This is a genomic window from Streptomyces sp. BK79 (genome assembly GCF_044142145.1).
Lineage (GTDB): Bacteria > Actinomycetota > Actinomycetes > Streptomycetales > Streptomycetaceae > Streptomyces.
On sequence record NZ_JBHVOC010000019.1, the window covers coordinates 39574 to 62492 of the forward strand.

A 22919-nucleotide genomic window follows, 5' to 3' on the forward strand; every position below is an offset into this window, starting at 1 on the left:
AGGTGCGGGGATGGAACCGCTGAGCAGCCACACCGGCACGGTGCTGCCGCTCCGCCGCAGCGACGTGGACACCGACCAGATCATCCCCAGCGAGTACTGCCGGCGGCTGTCCAGGACCGGGTACGAGGACGCCCTGTTCGCCCGCTGGCGGGAAGAGCCCGGCTTCGTCCTCAACGACCCCCTGCGCGCCCGGAGCACGGTCCTCGTCGCCGGCGCGAACTTCGGCACGGGAAGCTCCCGCGAGCACGCCGTGTGGGCGCTCAGGGACTGGGGCGTCGCCGCGGTGATCGCCCCCAGCTTCGGCGACATCTTCCGCCGCAACGCCCTGAAGAACGGTCTGCTGGTGGCCCAGCTGCCCGAGGACGACGTGGCCCACCTGATGGCACGGGCCGAGCAGGACGCCTCGTACGAGGTCACCGTCGACCTGGCCCGGTGCGTCGTGCGCTGGCCCGGGGGCAGCCGCCCCTTCGACGTCGACAGCAGGGCCCGCCGCCTGCTCCTGGAGGGCCTGGACGACATCGCCGTGACCCTGGAGAGACAGGACGACATCATCGCCTACGAACAGGGGCGGCCCGACTGGCTGCCCGCCTTCTCGCCGACGGGCGGGGTGAGCTGACGACGATGCCCCTCATCACCGTCATCCCCGGCGACGGCATCGGCCCCGAGGTCACCGAGCAGGCCCTCGCCCTGCTCGACGGCCTCGGCCTGGACCTCGACTTCGACGTGCTCGACCACGTGAACGCCGGCACGTTCCTCGCGACCGGGACCGCGCTGACCGACGACGACCTCGCCCGGGTCCGCCGCGGCTCCGGCACCCTGCTCGGCGCGATCGGCGACCCGCGCGCCACGGGCACCCGGTACGCCAGGGACGTACTGCTGCGGCTGCGGTTCGAACTCGACCTGTACGCCAACTACCGTCCGGTCAGGCTCCTGCACGACCGGCTCAGCCCGCTGCGGGACCCGGGGCGGCGGTTCATCGACTGCGCGATCGTCCGGGAGAACACCGAGGGCCTCTACACGGACATCGGCGGCGCGCTGCGGCCGGGCTCCACGGCGGAGGTGGCCGTCGACACCGAGGTGAGCACCCACCTCGGCGTCACCCGGGTGATCGACTTCGCGCTGGCGTCGGCGACGAGCGCCGTCTGCATGGTCGACAAGTCCAACGCCGTACCCAACGGCGGGCGGCTGTGGCAGCAGTGCTGGCGGGACGCCACCGCGAACCGCCCCGACCTGGACACCTCCCACCTCTACGTCGACGTCGCCGCCATGCGCCTGGTCTCCGACCCGACCGCGTTCGACGTCATCGTCACCAACAACTCCTACGGCGACATCCTGTCCGACCTCGCCGCGGAACTGGCCGGCGGCCTCGGCACCGCCGCCTCGGCCAACCTCAACCCCGAGACGGGATTCGGGCTGTACGAACCGGTCCACGGCAGCGCACCGGACATCGCCGGCACGGACACCGCCAACCCGGTCGGAGCGATCCTGTCCGCCGCCCTGCTCCTGGAGCGGACCGGACACCCGGCGGAGGCCGCCGCCGTCCGTACGGCGGTGGAGACGGCCGTCGCGGAGCTGCGCTGCACCGCCGACATCGGCGGCCGGCTCGGTACGAAGGCGGCCGGGGAGGCGATCCGTGCGGCACTCCTGTGAACCACGCGGCGACGGGAAGGCGCCGAGGCTCTCCCGCCGCGTGTCGGGGATCGGCTCGATGGAACTGGCGGGTCTGATGCGGCTGGCGCACGACGCCGGTGCCATCGACATCGCCCTCGGCATCCCGCCGGGCGACCCGCCCGCCGCGGCGATCGAGGCGGCGAGGACCGCACTCGGCACCGGGCACAACCAGTACGCGCCGCCGGAGGGCCTGCCGGCGCTGCGCCGGCTGATCGCCGCCGAACTCCTGCGCACACGGGGTGTCGTGGCCGATCCCGCCGACGAGATCACGGTCACCTGCGGCGCGACCGAGGGCGTCCTGGACGCCGTCCTCACCGTCACCGACCCCGGCGACGAGGTGATCCTGCCCGAGCCGTTCTACGAGAACTACCCGGGCGTGATCGCACTGGCCGGAGCGGTGCACCGCCCGGTCCCGCTCGCCGGCCCCGACCGGCGCCTCGACCTGGACGCGGTGCGGGCCGCGATCACGGGCCGTACCCGCGCGGTGCTGCTCAACACCCCGCACAACCCGACGGGCCGCGCCTTCGACGAGAGCGAGGTGTCGGGGCTGCTCGCCCTGTGCGCCGAGCACGATCTGACCCTCATCACCGACGAGGTGTACGAGCGCTACGTCTACGACGGGCGGGCCCACGTGTCGCCGCTGGGCATGCCCCTCGCCGCGGACCGCGTGATCGTCGTGGGCAGCCTGTCGAAGTCGCTGCACATGTCCGGCTGGCGCGTGGGCTACTGCGTCGCCTCCCCGGCCCTCACCGCGGGACTCCGGCGGGTGCACGAGCGCACCACCGTGGGTGCCGCCCGCCCCTTGCAGGAGGGAGTGTCGGCGCTCGGCGCCGCCGACTTCACCGACGACCGGGCGCTGTTCCAGGAGCGCCGCGACCACCTCGTGGCACACCTGGACGCCCTGGGCTTCGACGTGTCCCCGCCGGAGGGCGGCTGGTTCGTCCTCGCCGGTACGTCCCGCCTGGCGGCCCGCAGCGACAAGCTGGCCGCCGAGCTGGTGGAGTCCGCCGGGGTGCTGCTCGCCCCCGCCACGAGCTTCTTCACCGACCGCGCGGACGGTCTGACCTGGGCACGCGCCACGTTCGTGCGCGACCGGGACCGCACGGTCGAAGCACTGGAAAGGATGCGCCGATTCTTCGCCCGAACACCCTGACACAGCCGAACCGACCGGACGCACAGGAGGAGAGCGAGAAGTGACAGCTGACAGCAAGTCCGTGGAAGTCCTCGACGACGAGGTGCAGCACACCTGGAAGTCCGTGGCCGAGGCCGGCGCCGGCGAGCTGGCGTCGTCGTACGTCCTGAGCACCGCGATCGTCGGGCTCGCCAACTCCGGTGTCGCCGACCGCCTCTCGGGCGACTGGACGCCCCTCGCGGACCTGGCCCCGAAGCCGGAACTGGCCGACCGGATCGGCAAGGTCCTGCGCTTCCTGGAGCTGCGCGGCATCGTGGAGTCCCAGGACGACACGTGGCGCACCACCGAGCGCGGGGCCCGGCTCCTCGACGAGGTCGCGGAGTCGCTCCTCGGCTACTACGTCGACGCCTACGGACCGGTCCTGCACGACATCGGGGGACTGCTGAACGGCACCAGGACGTACGGCACCGACGTCAGCCGGGACACCGAGGCCCTCGGGCTGCGCTGCGAGGTCCTGTTCCGCAGCTTCGGCGGCAACCTGGTGCGCGACCTGGTCCGCGAGCGCGGCGCCCGCGGCGTCCTCGACCTCGGCTGCGGCACCGGCGGCCTCCTGCTCGACCTGGTGCGGGACAACCCCGGACTGCGCGGCTTCGGACTGGACATCGCCGAGGACGCCATCACCTACGCCGGACGGCGAGCGGCCGAGCAAGGCGTCGGCGACCGGCTCTCGTTCCTCGTCGGCGACGCCTTCCGGCCGCAGGACTGGCCGGCCGAGGTGGTCGAAGGAGCCGACTTCTACGTGGCCGTCGGGGCCCTGCACGAGCACTTCCGGGACGGCGAGGCGGCGGTGGTCGACCTGCTCGGCCGGTACGGCGAGCTGCTGCGCGCCGACCGGAACCGCACGCTGCTGCTGTGCGAGCCGGAACTGTTCGTGGACACCGAGGACGCCAACTTCTACCTGATCCACGTACTGACCGAGCAGGGCTTCCCGCAGCCGCGGGAGGGCTGGCTGAAGGTGATCGAGGCGGCCGGACTCACCTGCAAGCGCGTCTTCTCCGCGCCCAACACCGCCTTCAGGTTCGCGTATTACGAGATCGTCGCCGACCCGTCGTCCTGACCGCGCCGGCCCGGCCCACCACCGACCACACAAGGAGACCCGCCATGCCGACCACGCCGGACGGCCCGTCCGACCCGCGCCCCGGTCTCGAGATGCTCGACCTGTGCCGCACCATGCGCGACACCAGCCCGGTGGCGCGCGATCCCGCGAGCGGCGCCTACCAGGTCTTCCGGTACGACGACGCGGTCTCCGTGCTGTCGGACCACGAGACGTTCTCCTCGGACTTCAGCGCGGTCTTCCCCGACGCCACCCAGTTCATGGAGGGGCACATCGGCACCCTGGACCCGCCGCGCCACCAGCAACTGCGCCGGCTCGTCAGCCAGGTGTTCACCCCGCGCGCCGTCGCCCAGCTGGAGGACAGGGTGGAGCAGCTCGCCGACGAGCTGCTGGACCGTGTGCCGAAGAAGACCGAGCTCGAACTCGTCGACGACATCGCCTACTCGCTGCCGCTGACCGTCATCACGGAGATGCTCGGGGTCCCTGCCGAGGACCGGCGGCTGTTCAAGGAGTGGGCCGACCAGCTGTACGCCAACGGCGCCTTCGACCCGAGCGACGAGTCGTCCGCCGGTGCGGCGAAGTCGTTCCACGACTACCTGCTCGACCTGGTCGGGCAGCGCAGGAGGCAACCGCGCCCGGGCCTGCTCGCCGACCTGGTGGCGGCCGAGGTGGACGGCGAGCGGCTGACCGACCGGGAGATCGCCGGATTCGCGACCGTGCTGCTGCTCGCCGGCCATGTGACGGTGACTCTCTGGCTCGGGAACACGTTCCTGTGCCTCCAGGAGCACCCGGAGGCCGAGCGGGCGCTCCGTGCCGACCCCGCCGCCATTCCCGGCGCGCTCGAAGAGGTGCTCCGCTACCGCAGCCCCGTGGGGATCGTGCCGCGTGTCACGAAGAAGGAGGTCGTGCTGCGCGACACCACCATCGAGGCAGGTCAGATCGTGGTGTGCTCGGTCCTGTCGGCCAATCACGACGAGCGGCAGTTCGACCGTCCCGACACCTTCCTGATCGACCGGAACCCGAACCCGCACATCGCGTTCAGCAAGGGGATCCACTTCTGCTTCGGCGCTCCGCTGGCCCGTCTGGAGGCGCGGGTCGCGCTCCGCGTCCTGTTGCGCCGGTTCAGCGCCTTCCGGATCGACCCGGACCGTCCCATGCGATGGCACCCGGACCCGACGATGAGCGGTCCGAAGAGTCTCCATCTCCTTGTCGAACCCGCCTGACACGCCCCGGGGAAAGGTGGTCCGATGTCCACGCGTGAAGCATCCGGCACGGAGCTCTTCCGTGTGCTCGTCAACGCCGAGGGACAGCACTCGATCTGGCCGGCCGGCCTGGAGGTGCCCGCGGGCTGGGACCCCGTGGGACCCACGGCGGACCAGGCCACGTGCATGGCCTACGTCGACGAGCACTGGACGGACATGCGTCCGCTGAGCCTGCGAAGGGCGATGGGCCAGGAGTAGCGGCCCTCGGCCCCGAGGGCGGACGGGCGGCGGTCACCGCACTGACGCCACCGGCCCGTGACGGACGCGCTGAGCGTCCGTCACGGGCCGGTGGTGCAGGGGCCGGCGTCCGGTCACGCCGAAGCGGGGACCACCTCGGCGGAGTTGATCACGATCTGCTGCCGGGGCACGTCCTGGGGCCCCGTCTGGACCTGAGCGATCCGGTCGACGACGTCGTGACCCTCCACGACCTGGCCGAAGACCGCGTAACCCCAGCCGTCCTGACCCGGGTGGTTCAGGAAGTCGTTGTCGTTCACGTTGATGTAGAACTGCGCGTTGGCCGAATGCGGGTCGGACGTCCGCGCCATGGCCAGGCTGTACTTGACGTTCTTCAGCCCGTTGCGCGCCTCGTTCTCCACCGTGCGGGAGGCGGGCTTGATGCGCATGTCGGTGCCGACGCCGCCGCCCTGAATCATGAAACCGCTGATGACGCGGTGGAACACCGTTCCCGCGTAGTGCCCGCTGTTGAGGTACTCCATGAAGTTGGCGACGGACTTCGGTGCGTTGACCTCGTCAAGGGCAAGAACGATGTCGCCCATCGTCGTCGAAAGGCGGACGTTGGTCATGAGCGCTCCACTCGGCGTATGTCATCGGTTCCTTACGGTGACAGAGTCTCTCACAGCCCTCTGAGGGCTTCCGGCCGACGGTCGCGAGCCGCCCACCGCCGTGGCCGGGCCGTCGGCGCGGGCCCGCCGTCCGCCCGCGACGTCCGAACGGCCCTGGGCGATCTCCGAAACTATCGGAAGCACGACGGCGCCCACCTCACCCCAGATGCCAGCAGGACAGGTCATGCGATCGATAACGTTTTGAGTCGACGCGCGCACGGCCATTGACCGTAAATCCCGACGGACTTTACTGTCCGACAGCAGTGGCTTTCGGCGATGAGGTCGAAACTTTCGAAGGGGAACGATGAAGACACGTGCGCGCTTGCCCAGACTGGTCGCCTCCGGTGCGACGCTCGCCCTGGCGCTGAGCCTCGCGGCCTGCGGCGACGGGAGCGGCGGGGCCTCGTCGGACGACGGCAAGATCCATGTCCTGGTCTACGGGGACGCCACCAACAAGGTCGAACAGCAGATCGTCGACACCTTCAACAAGACGTCCGACGTCAAGGCGGTGCTCGACACCATCCCCGGTGCCGACTACCAGAAGAAGCTCCAGACGATCATCAACACCCCCCAGGCCCCGGACGTCTTCTTCAACTGGGGCGGCGGCAGCATCAAGCCGTTCGTCAAGGGCGACCTCCTGCTGCCGCTCGACGACTTCATCAAGAAGAACCCGGACCTGGAGAAGAAGTTCCTGCCGTCCGTCTTCGACAGCGCCGTCGTCGACGGCAAGCCGTACGGCATACCGATGCGCGGCACCCAGCCGGTCCTGCTCTTCCACAACAAGAAGGTCCTCGACGAGGCGGGCGTCCAGCCGCCGAAGACCTGGGACGACCTGCTCGCCGCGGTGAAGAAGCTGAAGGACGCGGGAGTCACGCCGATCTCGCTCGGCGGCGGCGACGTATGGCCCACCCAGATGTGGTTCCAGTACCTCTACGACCGCATCGCCGGACCGGAGCTGTTCGCGAAGGCCGTCGGCGGCGACAAGAGCGCCTGGGAGAGCGCGGACAGCAAGAAGGCCCTCGGCATGATCGAGGAGCTGGTCGACTCCGGCGCCTTCGGCAAGAACTACGACTCCGTCAAGTACACCAACGGCGGCTCGGTCCAGCTGGTGGCCGCGGGCAAGGCCGGCTTCGAGCTGATGGGCTCCTGGTACTACTCCCAGCAGCTCACGGACCACAAGGAGTTCGCCGAGAAGGACCTCGGCTACACCGCCTTCCCGTCCGTCGAGGGCGGCAAGGGCGACCCGGCCAACGTCGCCGGCAACACCAACAACTACTACTCGGTGATGAAGAAGACCAAGCACCCCGAGGCCGTCGCCGAGTTCCTGAAGCTCATGTACTCCGACGAGTTCGTCAAGGCGCAGCTGGACATCGGCAACCTGCCGACCACGACCAACACCGACAAGTTCATCGAGACCTCGGGCACCCCCGAGTACTCGCGCTTCCAGTACGACCTCGTCGCCGACGCCCCGTCCTTCCAGCTGTCCTGGGACCAGGCGTACCCGCAGAAGGCGAGCTCGGACATGCACAAGGCCATCCAGCAGTTCTTCAACGGACAGCTCGACACGGACGGCTTCATCCAGGCCATGCAGGCCCTCCCGACCGAGTGACGAACGGCTCATGACCACACAGATCACGAGCGCCCGGCCCGCCGCCGGACCCCGCAAGGAGTCCCGGCGGCGGCCGCCCGCCTCGTCCGCCACGACGGTGGGCCGCCCCGGCTTCGCCTGGGCCCTGCCCGCCGCGGTGTTCTTCGCCCTCTTCGCGATCGTCCCGCTGATCATGGTGGCGGTGCTGTCCTTCATGACCTGGGACGGGATCAGCTCGCCCGAGTTCGTCGGCACGGACAACTGGTCGCGCCTCCTCGACGACCCGGTCATGCTCAAGAGCATCTGGCTGACCCTGCTGCTGACCGTGCTCGGCGTGCTGCTCCAGACGCCGCTGAGCATCCTGCTCGGCGTCTGGGCCGCCGGTCACCAGCGCAACCGCGCCGTCCTGTCGGTCATCTACTTCATCCCGCTGCTGCTGTCCGCGACGGCCGTGTCCGTGCTGTGGCGGGCGCTGCTCGACCCGAACTTCGGCATCCCGGCCGACGCGACCTGGTTGTTCGGCGACGGCAACCTGTTCGGTGAACAGGCCACCGCCATCGGCGTACTGGCGTTCGTCAGCACCTGGCAGTTCACCCCGTTCCACACGCTGATCTACCAGGGCGCCGCCCGCGCGATCCCGCCCGTGCTGTACCAGGCGGCGGAGATCGACGGGGCGGGCCGCTACCGGCAGTTCTTCCACATCACCCTGCCGCAGCTGCGCACCTCCATGATCACCTCGATGATCCTGATGATCGTCGGCGGCCTGACCACCTTCGAGACGGTCCTCATCCTGACCCAGGGCGGCCCCGGCACCGACACCACCATCAGCGCCTACTACATGTACGACAAGGCGTTCAAGAGCTTCGACTACGGCACCGGTTCGGCGATCGCCCTGGCCCTGGTCGTCGCGTCCACGATCATCTCGCTGATCGTCGTCCGGGTCTCCGGCTACGACAAGATGCGCAGCTCCAGGGAGGGTGTGTCATGAGGCGCCGACCGAACTACGTGGCCGGCGCCGGCTCGCTCGTCTGGCTCCTCCTGGTCGGCCTGCCGCTGTACGTGATGCTCGCCGCGACCCTGCGCACCCGTCAGGACTACGCCGACAACGGCCCGGTCTCGATCCCGGACAGCTTCACGCTGGACAACTTCACCGGTGCCTTCGACTCCGGCTTCGGCCGGTACTTCTTCAACACGCTGGTCGTCACCGCCTGCGTGATCGGCATCGTGCTGCTGCTCGTCCCGCCGCTCGCCTACGCGATCGTCCGCAGCCGCTCCCGGGCCACGTCGGCGATCTTCCGGCTGTTCCTGCTCGGCCTCGCCATCCCGGCCCAGGCCGTGATCGTGCCGATGTTCTACCTGATCAGCGAAGCCGGGCTGTACGACAACCTCCTCGGCGTCATCCTGCCCACGGCGGCGTTCTGCCTGCCGATGTCCGCGCTGATCCTCAGCGGCGCGATGCGCGACATCACGCCGGAGCTGTACGAGGCCATGGCGATGGACGGCGCGAGCCCGCGGCGCATGTTCTTCCAGCTCGTCATGCCGCTGTCGCGCGGCGGACTGTCCACGATCGTGGTGTTCTCCGCGCTCCAGGCGTGGAACGGCTTCCTGTTCCCGCTCGTCCTGACCCAGTCCGAGTCCACCAAGGTGGTCACCCTGGGGCTGTACAACTTCCAGACCGCGCACGGCATCGACATCCCCGGTCTGCTGGGAGCCGTGGTGCTGTCCATGGTGCCCATCCTGCTCGTCTACCTGTTCGCCCGTCGCGCCCTGGTCCAGGGCCTGATGGGCGTCGGAGGAAAGTGATCACCGACGTGGCCGTTAAGACCACCCCCGAAGTCCCCCTCTGGAACGACCCCGCCCTCCCCGTCACCGCCAGGGTGTCCGCGCTGATCGAGGCGATGACCCTGGAAGAGAAGATCGGGCAGCTCTTCGGCGTGTGGGTCGGCGCCTCCGACGAGGGCGGCGACGTGGCCCCGCACCAGCACGAGATGGAGGAGGCCGTCGACCTCGACGCCCTCCTGCCCACCGGACTGGGCCAGCTCACCCGTCCCTTCGGCACCGCCCCCGTCGACCCGGCGCTCGGCGCGCTGTCCCTGCTGCGCACCCAGACGCGCATCGCCGCGGCGAACCGCTTCGGCATCCCCGCCGTCGCGCACGAGGAGTGCCTGGCGGGCTTCGCCGCCTGGGGCGCGACCGCCTATCCCGTCCCGCTGTCCTGGGGCGCCACCTTCGATCCGGACCTGATTGGCCGCATGGCCGCCGCCATCGGCCGCGACATGCGCTCCGTCGGCGTCCACCAGGGCCTCGCGCCCGTCCTTGACGTGGTGCGCGACGCCCGCTGGGGCCGCGTCGAGGAGACCATCGGCGAGGACCCGTACCTCGTCGGCACCATCGGGACCGCCTACGTGCGCGGCCTGGAGGGCGCTGGAATCGTCGCCACCCTCAAGCACTTCGCCGGCTATTCGGCCTCCCGCGCCGGACGCAACCTCGCGCCCGCGCCAATGGGTCCGCGCGAGCGCGCCGACGTCCTGCTGCCGCCCTTCGAGATGGCGCTGCGGGAGGGCGGCGCCCGCTCCGTCATGTCCTCCTACACGGACACCGACGGCGTGCCCGCCGCGGCCGACGAGGCCCTGCTGACCGGACTGCTGCGCGACACGTGGGGCTTCGACGGCACGGTCGTCGCCGACTACTTCGGCATCGCCTTCCTGCGGACCCTGCACTCCGTCGCGGCCGACTGGGCCCAGGCGGCCGGCACCGCGCTGCGGGCGGGCGTCGACGTCGAACTGCCCACCGTCAAGACCTTCGGCGCCCCCCTGGTGGAGGCCGTCACCGCCGGGCGCGTGCCGGAGTCGGTCATCGACCGCGCCCTGCGCCGGGTGCTCACCCAGAAGGCGGCGCTCGGTCTCCTCGACCCCGACTGGAACCCCCTGCCGTCCGCGCTGGAGGGCGCCGACCTGGACGACCCGGAAGCGCTGCGCGGCCGGATCGACCTGGACGGCCCCGCCAACCGGGAGCTGGCCCGCGCGGTCGCCGAGGAGGCGGTCGTGCTGCTCAGCAACGACGGCACCCTGCCGCTGGGCCGCCCGCGCCGCATCGCGCTGGTCGGACCCAACGCCGACGAGGCCACCGCCGTACTGGGCTGCTACTCCTTCCCCCAGCACATCGGCGTCCACCACCCGCAGACACCGGTCGGCATCGAACTGCCCACCCTGCGCGACACCCTGGGCGCCGAGTTCCCCGACGCCGACCTCACGGTGGTGCGCGGCACGGGCGTGGACGACGGGGACCTCTCCGGCCTCCCCGACGCCGTCCGCGCGGCACAGGACGCCGACGTGGTCGTCGCGGTCCTCGGCGACCGGGCGGGGCTGTTCGGCCGCGGCACCAGCGGCGAGGGCTGCGACGTCGAGTCGCTGGTCCTGCCCGGCGCCCAGCAGGGACTCCTCGACGCGCTGCTCGACACCGGCACGCCGGTCGTGACGGTGCTGCTCGCGGGCCGCCCCTACGCCCTGGGGCGGGCCGTGGCGGAATCCGCGGCGATCGTGCAGTCGTTCTTCCCCGGAGTGGAGGGCACCGCCGCGCTCGCCGGGGTGCTCAGCGGGCGCACCAGCCCTTCGGGGAGGCTGCCGGTCAGCGTGCCGCGCGGCGCGGGCACCCAGCCGAGCACTTACCTCGGCGCGCGGCTCGCGCAGGCCAGCGAGGTGTCCAACGTCGACCCGACGCCCGCGTTCGGGTTCGGGCACGGCCTCACGTACACCACGTTCGCCTGGAGCGACCTCGCGGTGGAGACCGAGGAGGCCGCCACGGACGGCGAGTTCGCGCTGTCGCTCACCGTCCGCAACACCGGTGACCGGCACGGCACCGAGGTCGTCCAGCTCTACCTGCACGACCCGGTCGCCTCCGTCGTCCAGCCGGTGCAGCGCCTCGTCGGCTACACCCGGCTGCCGCTGGCCCCGGGCGAGGCCCGCCGGGTGCGCGTCACGGTCCCGGCCGACGTGGCCTCCTTCACCGGCCGCGACGGCCGCCGGGTCGTCGAACCGGGTGAGCTGGAGCTGCGGCTGGCCGCTTCCAGCGCCGACCCGCGCCTGACGGCGACGGTCACCCTCACCGGACCGGAACGCCACGTCGACCACACGCGACGCCTGCACGCGGTCTTCGGCCCGGCGGACCCCGCCGGCGCCTGATCCGCCGGCGGACGGCAAGCGGTGCTCCCGGCCGGCCCGGCCGGGAGCACCGTCCGTCGGCGACGTTCAGCGGGACGCCGGCTCCAGGTCGTGGGCGCCGGCCACGGTGCCGTCGGCGTCGTGCTCTACCGGGACGTGCTCGCCGACATGGCGCGCGCGAACCCCCTCGGCTCCGTGCCCGACCGGGGCGACCGTGCCCCCGCCTTCCGGCCCAGCGTGCCGCGGGCGTCGTGCTGACCGCCCTCGGACTGGCGGGCACCGCGGCCATGCCGAAGGGCGGCTTCCCCGCGCCGGCGGGCTGCGCGGCCTCCTGCCGCGCGGGACCCGGCGCCGCTGGGCCCCGTCGGCCGCCGGGCGTCGCGTTCAGCGGACGACGTCGAAGACGTTCTTCTGCACTCCGTTGGCGTACGCCTCGTGCTCGACGAGCCGCAGCCGCTGGGCGTCCTTGTCCGTGGCGCTGAACAGCCGCTTGCCCGCGCCGAGCAGCACCGGGAAGACGAGCAGGTGGTAGCGGTCGATCAGGCCGGCGTCCGACAGGCTCCGGTTGAGTGTGGCGCTGCCGTGGACGATGATCGGGCCGCCCTCCGTCTCCTTGAGCGCGGCGACCTCGTCGAGCGAGCGCAGGATCGTGGTCTCGCCCCAGTTCGACACCAGGTCGTCCTCGCCGAGGGTGGTGGAGACGACGTACTTCGGCATCACCTTGTACTCGGGGAACTCCTCCATGTCCGGCCACACCGGGCTGAACGCCTCGTAGCTGGCCCGGCCCAGCAGCAGCGCCGCCGCCTCCTTCTGCTCCCGGCCCTTGATCTCGTAGGCCTCGGGGAGGAAGTCCACGTGCCGCACCGTCCACCCGGAGTTCCGGTAGCCGGGCTCCCCGCCAGGGGCCTCCATGACGCCGTCGAGGGAGACGAAGGCGGTGCTGATCAGGGTACGCATCTGAGGTTCCTCACTGTTCAGGTCGGGCGACGAGCGGGGTGCGCGCGTGCCTTCGCCGCGGGCGCGGCTCGGAAGCATCGACATCATGTACGACCGGAGGCCGGCCGGAAACTCATCGGTCCTCGCCCGGCGGGTTCCGCCGGACGTCACGGCGTGGCGCGGTGCCGTCAGCGGCCCCGCAGGACGTCCAGGGCCTGGAGCGCCACGTGCAGTTCGGTGCGCCGGTCGCCGGAGTCGAGGTCGCGGCCGAGCAGGCGCTCGATCGCGCGCAGCCGCTGGTAGACGGTCTCCCGGGAGAGACCTCCGAGGCGGGCGGCGACGGTCTTGTTGCCGGCGGCCTCCAGATAGGCGCGCAGGGTCGTCACGAGGTCGGTGCCGTGCCGGGCGTCGTGGTCGAGGAGCGGTCCCAGCTGCCGCTGGGCGTAGTCCTGGATCCGGGTGTCGTCGCGGAGGGCGAACAGCAGGCGGCGCAGGCCGATGTCGGACCGTTCGTGGAAGGAGCGGTCCGGCGGGAGCGGTTCACCGGGCTCGGTCGCCTCGGCCACGCGGGCCGCCTCACGGAACGAGCGGGCGACGTCGGCGAGGTCCCGGGCGGGGGACCCGACGCTCACCCTCGCGTCCGGGGCCCGGGCGAGCGCGGCACGGCTCAGCCGCTCGACGGCCTGCCGCCAGGGCCGGGACGGGCGCAGCGCCAGCAGGACGCCGAGGCGGGTGGGAGCCAGCAGGCCGACGAGCGCCCGGGGGCCCGCCGGGTCGAGTTCCTCGGAGAGGAAGGCCTCGATGCTCCCCGTGTCCTCCCGTGCCGGTACGTCGACGAGGACGGCGACGAAGCGGGAGTCGTCCGTGGGGAGCCCCAGGGCCGCGATCCGGGCGCGCGCGTCGGCGGGGGAGCGGTGGCGCTGCTCGACCAGGTCCCGCAGGGCGTTGCGGTGGGCCGTGCGCTCCCAGGGGGCGGGGTGGGTGAGGCGGGCGATGGTGAGGGTCATCGCAGTGCGCTCCAGCACGGTGACGTCCTCGGGCCCGAAGGCCGGGGCGACGGCGGTGCCGGACGGGCCCGTGGTGTGGCCCGTGGTGTGGGTGGTGCTGCTGGTGCCGGCGGTACTGATGGTGCCGTTGGTGGTGAGGGTGGTGACGGTGGTGCGGGTCGCGCCGGTGGTGCCGCCCGGGCCGGGCAGCATGGCCACCCGCCCCCAGCGCTCTCCCCGGTACTCCACCGGGGCCACGAGCCAGCCCTCGGGACCGAGGAGACCGGTGCGGTCGGCGGCCGGGGCGGCCCGGGAGCGCCGTTCCCAGTCGGCGAGCGCGGTTTCCGCCGTGCCGCCCGAGGGCGCGCACAGCAGTGCCCGGTGGACCAGGTTCTCCAGCACGACCGTGCGTCCGCTCATCTCCGCCGCGGCGCGCAGCACGTCCTCGGGGCCGGCCCCGCGCAGGGTGAGCGCGGTGAACGCCTCGTGGACGCGCTGGGTCCTGCGCATCGCGTCCGCCTGGTGGCCGAGGATCAGCGCGTGGACGACCTGCGTGACCTCCAGGAAGTTGACGTCCTCGGCGAGGGTGACGAGGGGGAGGCCGCGGGCGAGGCAGGCCCGCACGAGGGCGTCGGGCGGCCGGTGGTAGCGGCGGACCAGTTCCAGGACCAGCGCCGCCGCGCCCACGTCGGCGAGTTCGTCGACGTACCGGCGCACACCGGCGGGGTCGTCGGGCAGGGGCATGCCGGTGGTGAGGACCAGCTCGCCGCCCTTGAGGAAGGAGGCCGGATCCGTCAGTTCGGTGATGTGGACCCAGCGGACCGGACGGTCGATGTGGTCCAGGCCGGTGACCACCCGCGGATCCCCTCCGGCCAGGACGGGCAGGGCCAGCACGTCCGCCACGGTCGGCGGACGGCCCGGCGGGGCGTCCCGGCACCGCACGGGCGCCGAGGGGTCACGGGCCGCCGAGCCGCGCCCCGGACGCGGGTGTCGGTTCTCGCTCACGGTGCCTCCCTGCGCGCCCTGTCACTGTGACGATCCCGGCTGACCTGCGCAAGAGCGCCCCGGCGGCGGCAGCGGCGCGGACGGGCGGCGCGCCTGGAGCGCGACGGCTGACACAACGTCCGGATCCGGCGCCCCGGCCGGACAGTTCACGCGTTGCCCGGCCGCGGACCGCGGGCAGGCTCGGGGCACCGCAGCGGAACTGACGACGCAGCGGAACCGACGACGCAGCAGAACCGACGACCAGGCCGGGAGACGAGCATGACCGCACTGTCGCCGCACCTTCGCCAGGCCACGCCCGTGACGGCGGTCCGGGGCGAGGGCGTCCACCTCTACGGCGAGGACGGCCGCCGCTACCTGGACTTCACCGCCGGCATCGGCGTCACCAGCACCGGGCACTGCCACCCCAGGGTGGTGGCCGCCGCCCAGGAGCAGGTGGGCACGCTGATCCACGGTCAGTACACGACCGTCATGCACCAGCCGCTGCGGCACCTCGTCGACAAGCTCGGCGAGGTGCTGCCCCCCGGCCTGGACAGCCTGTTCCTCACCAACTCCGGCAGCGAGGCGGTGGAGGCGGCGCTGCGCCTGGCCCGCCAGGCCACCGGACGGCCGGGCGTCCTGGTCTGCCACGGCGGTTTCCACGGCCGGACCGTGGCCGCCGCCTCCATGACCACGTCCGGCACCCGCTTCCGGTCCGGCTTCGCACCGCTGATGAGCGGGGTGGTCGTCACCCCCTTCCCGACGGCCTTCCGCTACGGCTGGGACGAGGAGAGGGCCACCCGTTTCGCCCTCCAGGAACTCGACTACACGCTCCAGACGATCTCCTCGCCCGCCGACACCGCGGCCGTCGTCGTCGAGCCGGTGCTCGGCGAGGGCGGCTACGTCCCCGCGACCCGCGCCTTCATGGAGGGACTGCGGGAACGCGCGGACCGGCACGGCTTCCTGCTGATCCTCGACGAGGTGCAGACCGGCGTCGGCCGCACCGGCCGGTTCTGGGGCCACGAGCACTTCGGCGTCACCCCGGACGTCCTCATCACCGCCAAGGGCCTGGCCAGCGGCTTCCCGCTGTCCGGCATCGCCGCGTCCGAGGAACTGATGAGCAAGGCGTGGCCGGGCTCGCAGGGCGGTACGTACGGCGCCAACGCGGTGGCGTGCGCGGCGGCCTGCGCCACGCTCGACGTCGTGCGCGACGAGAAGCTCGTCGAGAACGCCGAGGCCATGGGCGCGCGGCTGCGCCGGGGCCTGGAGGAGGTGGCGGCGCGGACACCGGCCGTGGGGGACGTGCGCGGGCTGGGGCTGATGCTGGGCAGCGAGTTCGTCACCGAGGACGGCGACCCGGACCCGGAGACCGCCGCCCGCGTCCAGCGCGCCGCCGTCGACGAGGGCCTGCTCCTGCTGCTGTGCGGGGCCTGGAACCAGGTGGTCCGGATGATCCCGGCCCTGGTGATCGACGAACCGGCCGTCGACGAGGGGCTCCGGGCCTGGGCGGCGGCCGTCGAGGCCGGCACGGCGGGAGCGCGCGCATGACCGACACGCCCACCCGGCTGTTCATCGGCGGTTCCTGGACGGACGCCGCGGACGGCGCCGTCATGCCCGTGGACGACCCCGCGACCGGCGAGATCCTGCGCCACGTCGCCGACGCCGGCCCGAAGGACGCCCGGCTCGCAGAGGAGGCGGCCGTCCAGGCACAGGAGGAGTGGGTCCGTACGGCGCCGAGGGCGCGCAGCGAGATCCTGCGCCGCGCGTACGAGACGGTCCTCGACCGTGCGGACGGGCTCGCCCGTCTGATGACGTCCGAGATGGGCAAACCGCTGGCGGAGGCCAGGGGCGAGGTCGCCTACGCGGCCGAGTTCCTGCGCTGGTTCTCCGAGGAGGCGGTCCGCGTCGACGGCGGGCACGGCGTCCTCCCCGACGGGCGCCACCGCATGCTGCTCTCCCGGCGGCCGGTCGGACCCAGCCTGCTGATCACGCCGTGGAACTTCCCGCTGGCCATGGGCGCCCGCAAGATCGGCCCGGCCCTCGCCGCCGGCTGCACGGCGGTGCTCAAACCGGCCCCGCAGACCCCTCTGTCCAGCCTCGCCCTCGCCGCGATCCTCCAGGAGGCCGGGCTGCCGGACGGCGTGCTGAACGTCGTCACCACCTCCCGCGCCGGTGAGGTGTGCGCGCCGCTGCTGCGCGGCGGCCGGATCCGCAAGCTGTCCTTCACCGGCTCCACGCAGGTCGGCCGGCTGCTGCTCGCCCAGTGCGCCGACACGGTCGTCCGCGCCTCGATGGAGCTGGGCGGCAACGCGCCGTTCATCGTCTTCGACGACGCCGACCTGGACACGGCCGTGGACGGCGCGATGATCGCCAAGATGCGCAACATGGGCGAGGCGTGCACCGCCGCGAACCGCTTCTACGTCCACCGTTCGGTCGCGGATCGGTTCGCGCGGCGCCTCGCCCGGCGGATGGCCGCGCTCGTGGTGGGCCCCGGCACCCGCGACGGTGTCGACGTCGGCCCGCTCATCGACGCGGCCGGACGCGCCAAGGTCGAGGACCTCGTCGCCGACGCGGTGGCACGCGGGGCCCGCCTGCTCACCGGCGGCCGGACACCCGACGGCCCCGGCTTCTTCTACCCGCCCACGGTGCTGACCGACGTCCGCCCGGACAGCCGCCTGACGGCCACGGAGATCTTCGGTCCCGTGGCGGCGATCCTCACCTTCGACGACGAGGACGAGGTCGTGTGCCGCGCCAACGACACCCCCTGGGGACTCGTCGGCTACGTCTTCACCGAGGGCCTCGACCGGGCCCTGCGCGTCAGCGAGCGCCTGGAGGTCGGCATGGTCGGCCTCAACACCGGCCTGGTCTCCAACCCGGCGGCACCCTTCGGCGGCGTCAAGCAGTCCGGGCTCGGCCGCGAGGGCGGAACGGTGGGGATCGAGGAGTTCCTGGAGTACCAGTACGTCGCGCTGCCGGCCCGCTGACCACCCAGGCTTTGCATGGCCATGCGTTGTCATGCATACTCTTCCTATGTCCAAGGTCCTCACCTCCCTCCCCACCGGCGAGCGCGTCGGTATCGCCTTCTCGGGCGGCCTCGACACCTCGGTCGCGGTCGCGTGGATGCGTGACAAGGGCGCCGTCCCCTGTACGTACACCGCCGACATCGGCCAGTACGACGAGCCCGACATCGCCTCGGTGCCCGACCGCGCCAAGACCTACGGCGCCGAGATCGCGCGCCTGGTCGACTGCCGCGCGGCGCTGGTCGAGGAGGGCCTGGCCGCGCTCACCTGCGGGGCGTTCCACATCCGCTCCGGCGGGCGTGCCTACTTCAACACCACGCCGCTGGGCCGTGCCGTCACCGGCACGCTCCTCGTCAGGGCGATGCTCGAGGACGACGTCCAGATCTGGGGCGACGGCTCCACGTTCAAGGGCAACGACATCGAGCGGTTCTACCGGTACGGCCTGCTCGCCAACCCGCAGCTCAGGATCTACAAGCCGTGGCTGGACGCGGACTTCGTGACCGAGCTGGGCGGCCGCAAGGAGATGTCGGAGTGGCTGCTCGCCCACGACCTCCCCTACCGCGACTCCACGGAGAAGGCGTACTCCACCGACGCCAACATCTGGGGCGCCACCCACGAGGCCAAGACGCTGGAGCACCTCGACACCGGCGTGGAGACCGTGGAGCCCATCATGGGCGTGCGGTTCTGGGACCCGTCGGTCGAGATCGCGCCGGAGGACGTCACCATCGGCTTCGACCAGGGCCGCCCGGTCACGGTCAACGGCAAGGAGTTCGCCTCCCCGGTCGACCTGGTGATGGAGGCCAACGCCATCGGCGGCCGCCACGGCATGGGCATGTCCGACCAGATCGAGAACCGGATCATCGAGGCCAAGAGCCGCGGCATCTACGAGGCCCCCGGCATGGCCCTGCTGCACGCGGCCTACGAGCGCCTCGTCAACGCCATCCACAACGAGGACACCCTCGCCCAGTACCACACCGAGGGCCGACGGCTCGGCCGGCTCATGTACGAGGGCCGCTGGCTGGACCCGCAGGCGCTGATGATCCGGGAGTCGCTCCAGCGCTGGGTCGGCTCGGCCGTCACCGGCGAGGTCACGCTGCGGCTGCGGCGCGGTGAGGACTACTCGATCCTCGACACCACCGGCCCGGCGTTCAGCTACCACCCGGACAAGCTCTCGATGGAGCGCACCGAGGACTCCGCGTTCGGCCCGGTGGACCGGATCGGCCAGCTCACCATGCGCAACCTCGACATCGCCGACTCCCGCGCCAAGCTGGAGCAGTACGCCGGGCTCGGCCTGATCGGCACCGCCAACCCCGCCATCGGCGCCGCCCAGGCCGCCGCGACCGGACTGATCGGCGCCATGCCGGAAGGCGGCGCCCAGGCCATCGCCTCGCGCGGCGAGGTCTCCGGCGACGACGAGCTGCTGGACCGCGCCGCGATGGAGTTCGGCACGGACTGACCGACCCCGCACCGGCAAGGGCCGGCTCGACCACCCAAGGGTGCCGGGCCGGCCTTCTGGTTTCTCGACTCCGTGCACGACTTGCGTGCCGTACGAGGTTCAGCGAGCCCGTCCACGCCACCGTCCGTCGCCCTTCGCAGCTCAGCGGCGACGCAAGGAACTCGCAAGCGGCGCAAGCGAGTTGCGTGCCGGATCCCGCCGTATCCGGGACCGTTGACAAAAGCGTGACGCGCTAGAAATCTGATGACGAACTTTCCGCAAAGAATCGACTGTCCTGCTCAATTGGCGCGCATGGTCGGTGCGTCGGTGCTTCCCCCTCCCCGCCGGTCCGTCGCGCCTCCCGACTCCCCACGGAACAGAGGACCCCCATGAGATGGAGATCCCTCGGCCGACGGTCGCTGACGGGCGCCGTCGTCGCCGGGCTGATGACGGCCGGGCTGCTCCCGCTGCCCTTCGCCGCCGGAGCACACGCCGCTCCGGCCGCCGCCGACGTCAACCTCGCCCTCGGCCGCCCGGCCACGGCGGGCGGCTCGCACGGCGCCTACCCCGCCGGGAACGCCACCGACGGCACCCAGGCGAGCTACTGGGAGGGCCCGGCCGGCTCCTTCCCGCAGTGGGTGCAGGTCGATCTGGGTGAGGCCCGCGACGTCGAGCGGGTGGTCCTCAAACTGCCCTCGGGGTGGGAGAACCGCAGCCAGACCCTCTCCCTCCAGGGCAGCACCGACGGCTCCACCTTCCGCACCCTCGCCGCCTCGGCCGGACGGGCGTTCGACCCGGCCCGGGCCAACACCGTCGCCGTCGACCTCGCCGCCCCCACCGACGCGCGCTACGTCCGCGTCCACGTCACCGGCAACACCGGCTGGAACGCCGCGCAGCTGTCCGAACTGGAGGTGTACGGCGACGACGTCGTCACCGAGCCACCGCCCACCGGCACCAACCTGGCCCGCAACAAGCCCGCCGAGGCCACCTCCTCGGTGCACTCCTACGTCGCGGCCAACGCCACCGACGACTCCACCTCGACCTACTGGGAAGCGGCCGGCCACCCCGCCGACCTCACCGTGAAGCTCGGCGCCGACGCGGACATCAGCGCCGTGGTCGTCAAGCTCAACCCCGACCCCGTCTGGGCCGCCCGGACCCAGGGCATCCAGGTCCTCGGCCGCGCGACGGGCCAGAGCGACTTCACCTCGCTGCGCGCCCGCGCCGACCACGCCTTCAGCCCCGGCCAGGGCAACACGGTGACCATCCCGGTCACCGGCCGCGTCTCCGACGTACGGCTGAGGTTCTTCTCCAACACCGGCGCGCCCGGCGGCCAGGTCGCCGAGTTCCAGGTCGTCGGCACCGCCGCTCCCGCGCCCGACCTGACCGTCACCGGCCTCGACTGGTCACCCGCGGACCCCTCCGAGCGGGACGAGGTCACCGTGAACGCCACGGTCCGCAACGCCGGTACCGCGCGTTCGGCCGCGACGACCGCCGAGGTCACGGTCGCGGGCACCACCGCCGGCAGCGCGGAGGTACCCGCCCTCGACCCCGGCGCCTCCGCCACGGTCGCCGTCCGGACCGGCACGCACGCCGCCGGCAGCCACGCCGTCGCCGCCGTGGTCGACCCGCGCGACACGGTCGCCGAACTGGACGACTCCAACAACAGCCGCACCGCCGGCGACCGGCTCGTCGTCGACCGGGCGCCCGGCCCCGACCTGGAGGTGCGCTCCATCACCAGCGACCCGGCCAACCCGGCCGTGGGCGCCCGCGTCTCCTTCACCGTCGCCGTGCACAACCGCGGCACGAGCGCCGTGGAGGCGGGCTCGGTGACCCGGCTGCAGGCCGGCACCACCACCCTGAACGGCACGACCGGCGCGGTGGCGGCCGGTGCCACGGTGAACGTGCCGATCAGCGGCACCTGGACGGCGACCGGCGGCGTCACCCTCTCCGCCACCGCCGACGCGACCGGCGTCGTCACCGAGACCGACGAGAACAACAACGTCCTCGCCAAGTCCCTCGTCGTCGGACGCGGCGCCGCCGTCCCGTACACCGAGTACGAGGCGGAGGACGGCCGTCACAACGGCACCCTGCTCACCACCGACGCCAAGCGCACCTTCGGCCACACCAACTTCGGCACCGAGTCCTCGGGCCGCAAGTCCGTCCGGCTCGACGCCACCGGCGAGTACGTCGAGTTCACCTCCACCACACCCACCAACTCCATCGTGGTGCGCAACTCCATCCCCGACGCCCCCGGCGGCGGCGGGGCGCAGGCCACGATCAGCCTCTACGCCGACGGCGCCTTCGTACGGAAGCTGAACCTGTCGTCCAAGCACAGCTGGCTGTACGGCAACACCGACGACCCCGAGGGCCTCACCAACCGGCCCGGCGGCGACGCGCGGCGGCTGTTCGACGAGTCCCACGCGCTGCTGGACCGGACCTTCCCGCCGGGCACCGCGTTCCGCCTCCAGCGCGACGCGAGCGACTCGGCCGCCTTCCACGTCATCGACCTGATCGACCTGGAGCAGGTGGCGCCCCCCGCCGCCAAGCCCGCCGGCTGCGTCTCCATCACCGAGTACGGAGCCGTCCCCGGCGACGGACTCGACGACACCGACGCCATCCAGCGCGCCGTCACCGCCGACCAGAACGGGCAGATCCCCTGCGTGTGGATCCCGGCCGGGCAGTGGCGCCAGGAGCAGAAGATCCTCACCGACGACCCGCAGAACCGGGGCCAGCACAACCAGGTCGGCATCCGCGACGTCACCGTCCGCGGCGCCGGCATGTGGCACTCCCAGCTGTACACCCTGACCCCGCCGCACGAGGCCGGCGGCATCAACCACCCGCACGAGGGCAACTTCGGCTTCGACATCGACCACAACACCCAGATCTCCGACCTCGCCATCCTCGGCTCGGGCACCATCCGCGGCGGAGACGGCAACCACGAGGGCGGCGTCGGCCTCAACGGCCGCTTCGGCAAGGGCACCAGGATCAGCAACGTGTGGATCGAGCACGCCAACGTCGGCGTCTGGGCCGGCCGCGACTACTCCAACATCCCCGAGCTGTGGGGCCCCGGTGACGGCCTGGAGTTCACCGGCATGCGGATCCGCAACACCTACGCCGACGGCATCAACTTCGCCAACGGCACCCGCAACTCCACGGTCCACAACTCGTCCTTCCGCAACACGGGCGACGACTCGCTCGCCGTGTGGGCCAGCAAGTACGTCAAGGACACCGCCGTGGACGTCGGCCACGACAACCACTTCCGCAACAACACGATCCAGCTGCCGTGGCGGGCCAACGGCATAGCGGTGTACGGCGGTTACGGCAACACCGTCGAGAACAACGTCATCTCCGACACCATGAACTACCCGGGCATCATGCTCGCCACCGACCACGACCCGCTGCCCTTCTCCGGGCAGACCCTGATCGCGGGCAACGCCCTGCACCGGACCGGGGGCGCGTTCTGGGGCGAGGCGCAGGAGTTCGGCGCCATCACCCTCTTCGCGCAGGGCCAGGACATCCCGGGCGTGACCATCCGCGACACCGAGATCCTCGACTCCACCTACGACGGCATCCAGTTCAAGACGGGAGGCGGCGCGATGCCGGACGTGAAGATCACCGGCGTGCGCATCGACCGGTCCAACAACGGCTCCGGCATCCTGGCGATGGGCGGCGCCCGCGGCAGCGCCACGCTGACCGACGTGACCATCACCAACTCGGCCGAGGAGGACGTCCGGATAGAACCGGGTTCCCAGTTCAGGATCAACCGGTAGGACCGGCGGCGGTCACGTTCCA

At 71.9% G+C, this 22919-nt stretch carries 18 protein-coding genes; 15 read left to right on the forward strand and 3 right to left on the reverse strand.

The genetic code is table 11. The annotated features are described in order from the left end of the window. Positions 1-10 precede the first annotated feature (10 nt). From leuD to ACFIF2_RS23405, 6 genes are read left to right on the forward strand one after another with little or no spacing between them, the layout of a single operon-like run. Positions 11-616: a 3-isopropylmalate dehydratase small subunit gene (gene leuD / locus ACFIF2_RS23380; RefSeq protein WP_395575168.1), complete on the forward strand. Its 606-nt coding sequence runs from the start codon at positions 11-13 to the stop codon at positions 614-616. A gap of 5 nt (positions 617-621) precedes the next feature. Next, the gene (locus tag ACFIF2_RS23385; protein ID WP_395575169.1) at positions 622-1650 is read left to right on the forward strand and encodes an isocitrate/isopropylmalate dehydrogenase family protein; all 1029 of its coding nucleotides are present in this window, start codon (positions 622-624) and stop codon (positions 1648-1650) included. Beyond that, positions 1634-2824 (forward strand): pyridoxal phosphate-dependent aminotransferase, encoded by a 1191-nt coding sequence (locus tag ACFIF2_RS23390; protein WP_395575170.1) that lies wholly within the window; start codon positions 1634-1636, stop codon positions 2822-2824. Before ACFIF2_RS23385 ends, ACFIF2_RS23390 begins: the two co-directional genes overlap by 17 nt. A gap of 40 nt (positions 2825-2864) precedes the next feature. Beyond that, the gene (locus ACFIF2_RS23395; protein WP_395575171.1) at positions 2865-3920 is read left to right on the forward strand and encodes an SAM-dependent methyltransferase; all 1056 of its coding nucleotides are present in this window, start codon (positions 2865-2867) and stop codon (positions 3918-3920) included. Between the two features lie 44 nt (positions 3921-3964). Next, positions 3965-5140 (forward strand): cytochrome P450, encoded by a 1176-nt coding sequence (locus ACFIF2_RS23400; RefSeq protein WP_395575172.1) that lies wholly within the window; start codon positions 3965-3967, stop codon positions 5138-5140. Between the two features lie 24 nt (positions 5141-5164). After that, the gene (locus tag ACFIF2_RS23405) at positions 5165-5377 is read left to right on the forward strand and encodes an MbtH family protein (RefSeq protein ID WP_395575173.1); all 213 of its coding nucleotides are present in this window, start codon (positions 5165-5167) and stop codon (positions 5375-5377) included. Between the two features lie 113 nt (positions 5378-5490). On the opposite strand, the gene ACFIF2_RS23410 is transcribed toward ACFIF2_RS23405, so the two are convergent. Beyond that, a complete protein-coding gene (locus ACFIF2_RS23410) occupies positions 5491-5982 on the reverse strand; it encodes a peptidylprolyl isomerase (RefSeq protein WP_395575174.1) in 492 nt (163 codons plus the stop codon). Between the two features lie 343 nt (positions 5983-6325). Here ACFIF2_RS23410 and ACFIF2_RS23415 point away from each other — a divergent pair, with 343 nt between their 5' ends. The 5 genes from ACFIF2_RS23415 to ACFIF2_RS23435 all read left to right on the forward strand — a co-directional run bounded on the left by ACFIF2_RS23415 (position 6326) and on the right by ACFIF2_RS23435 (position 12027). Next, positions 6326-7630 carry an ABC transporter substrate-binding protein gene (locus tag ACFIF2_RS23415; RefSeq protein ID WP_395575175.1) on the forward strand — a complete coding sequence of 435 codons (1305 nt, stop codon included), beginning with the start codon at positions 6326-6328 and terminating at the stop codon, positions 7628-7630. Between the two features lie 10 nt (positions 7631-7640). Further along, a complete protein-coding gene (locus ACFIF2_RS23420; protein ID WP_395575176.1) occupies positions 7641-8597 on the forward strand; it encodes a carbohydrate ABC transporter permease in 957 nt (318 codons plus the stop codon). Beyond that, positions 8594-9412, forward strand: coding sequence for a carbohydrate ABC transporter permease (locus ACFIF2_RS23425; protein ID WP_395575177.1), 819 nt, complete (start codon positions 8594-8596; stop codon positions 9410-9412). The genes ACFIF2_RS23420 and ACFIF2_RS23425 overlap by 4 nt, the downstream gene beginning before the upstream one ends. Next, the gene (locus ACFIF2_RS23430) at positions 9409-11790 is read left to right on the forward strand and encodes a glycoside hydrolase family 3 N-terminal domain-containing protein (RefSeq protein ID WP_395575178.1); all 2382 of its coding nucleotides are present in this window, start codon (positions 9409-9411) and stop codon (positions 11788-11790) included. Before ACFIF2_RS23425 ends, ACFIF2_RS23430 begins: the two co-directional genes overlap by 4 nt. Positions 11791-11880: 90 nt before the next feature. Further along, positions 11881-12027, forward strand: coding sequence for a hypothetical protein (locus tag ACFIF2_RS23435; RefSeq protein ID WP_395575179.1), 147 nt, complete (start codon positions 11881-11883; stop codon positions 12025-12027). Positions 12028-12153: 126 nt separating this feature from the next. Here ACFIF2_RS23435 and ACFIF2_RS23440 read toward each other — a convergent pair whose 3' ends face one another. After that, positions 12154-12726: a dihydrofolate reductase family protein gene (locus ACFIF2_RS23440; protein WP_395575180.1), complete on the reverse strand. Its 573-nt coding sequence runs from the start codon at positions 12724-12726 to the stop codon at positions 12154-12156. Positions 12727-12893: 167 nt separating this feature from the next. Next, on the reverse strand, positions 12894-14696 hold the full coding sequence (locus ACFIF2_RS23445) for a PucR family transcriptional regulator (protein ID WP_395575181.1): 1803 nt from the start codon (positions 14694-14696) through the stop codon (positions 12894-12896). Between the two features lie 258 nt (positions 14697-14954). Between ACFIF2_RS23445 and ACFIF2_RS23450 the strand changes: the two genes are divergently transcribed. From ACFIF2_RS23450 to ACFIF2_RS23465, 4 genes are all read left to right on the forward strand, one after another. Further along, on the forward strand, positions 14955-16220 hold the full coding sequence (locus ACFIF2_RS23450; protein ID WP_395575182.1) for an aspartate aminotransferase family protein: 1266 nt from the start codon (positions 14955-14957) through the stop codon (positions 16218-16220). After that, positions 16217-17656 (forward strand): NAD-dependent succinate-semialdehyde dehydrogenase, encoded by a 1440-nt coding sequence (locus ACFIF2_RS23455; protein ID WP_395575183.1) that lies wholly within the window; start codon positions 16217-16219, stop codon positions 17654-17656. Before ACFIF2_RS23450 ends, ACFIF2_RS23455 begins: the two co-directional genes overlap by 4 nt. Before the next feature lie 46 nt (positions 17657-17702). Beyond that, on the forward strand, positions 17703-19148 hold the full coding sequence (gene argG, locus ACFIF2_RS23460) for an argininosuccinate synthase (protein ID WP_395575184.1): 1446 nt from the start codon (positions 17703-17705) through the stop codon (positions 19146-19148). Between the two features lie 368 nt (positions 19149-19516). Beyond that, positions 19517-22897 (forward strand): CARDB domain-containing protein, encoded by a 3381-nt coding sequence (locus ACFIF2_RS23465; protein WP_395575185.1) that lies wholly within the window; start codon positions 19517-19519, stop codon positions 22895-22897. Positions 22898-22919 lie beyond the last annotated feature (22 nt).

What these genes read in the sequence shown, in the direction of transcription:
- ACFIF2_RS23410 (WP_395575174.1), bottom strand. Translation starts at nt 5,982, where the DNA reads ATGACCAACGTCCGCCTTTCGACGACGATGGGCGACATCGTTCTTGCC.
- ACFIF2_RS23405 (WP_395575173.1), top strand. Translation starts at nt 5,165, where the DNA reads ATGTCCACGCGTGAAGCATCCGGCACGGAGCTCTTCCGTGTGCTCGTC.
- ACFIF2_RS23455 (WP_395575183.1), top strand. Translation starts at nt 16,217, where the DNA reads ATGACCGACACGCCCACCCGGCTGTTCATCGGCGGTTCCTGGACGGAC.
- ACFIF2_RS23420 (WP_395575176.1), top strand. Translation starts at nt 7,641, where the DNA reads ATGACCACACAGATCACGAGCGCCCGGCCCGCCGCCGGACCCCGCAAG.
- ACFIF2_RS23465 (WP_395575185.1), top strand. Translation starts at nt 19,517, where the DNA reads ATGAGATGGAGATCCCTCGGCCGACGGTCGCTGACGGGCGCCGTCGTC.
- leuD (WP_395575168.1), top strand. Translation starts at nt 11, where the DNA reads ATGGAACCGCTGAGCAGCCACACCGGCACGGTGCTGCCGCTCCGCCGC.
- ACFIF2_RS23450 (WP_395575182.1), top strand. Translation starts at nt 14,955, where the DNA reads ATGACCGCACTGTCGCCGCACCTTCGCCAGGCCACGCCCGTGACGGCG.
- ACFIF2_RS23425 (WP_395575177.1), top strand. Translation starts at nt 8,594, where the DNA reads ATGAGGCGCCGACCGAACTACGTGGCCGGCGCCGGCTCGCTCGTCTGG.
- ACFIF2_RS23415 (WP_395575175.1), top strand. Translation starts at nt 6,326, where the DNA reads ATGAAGACACGTGCGCGCTTGCCCAGACTGGTCGCCTCCGGTGCGACG.
- ACFIF2_RS23440 (WP_395575180.1), bottom strand. Translation starts at nt 12,726, where the DNA reads ATGCGTACCCTGATCAGCACCGCCTTCGTCTCCCTCGACGGCGTCATG.
- argG (WP_395575184.1), top strand. Translation starts at nt 17,703, where the DNA reads ATGTCCAAGGTCCTCACCTCCCTCCCCACCGGCGAGCGCGTCGGTATC.
- ACFIF2_RS23385 (WP_395575169.1), top strand. Translation starts at nt 622, where the DNA reads ATGCCCCTCATCACCGTCATCCCCGGCGACGGCATCGGCCCCGAGGTC.
- ACFIF2_RS23400 (WP_395575172.1), top strand. Translation starts at nt 3,965, where the DNA reads ATGCCGACCACGCCGGACGGCCCGTCCGACCCGCGCCCCGGTCTCGAG.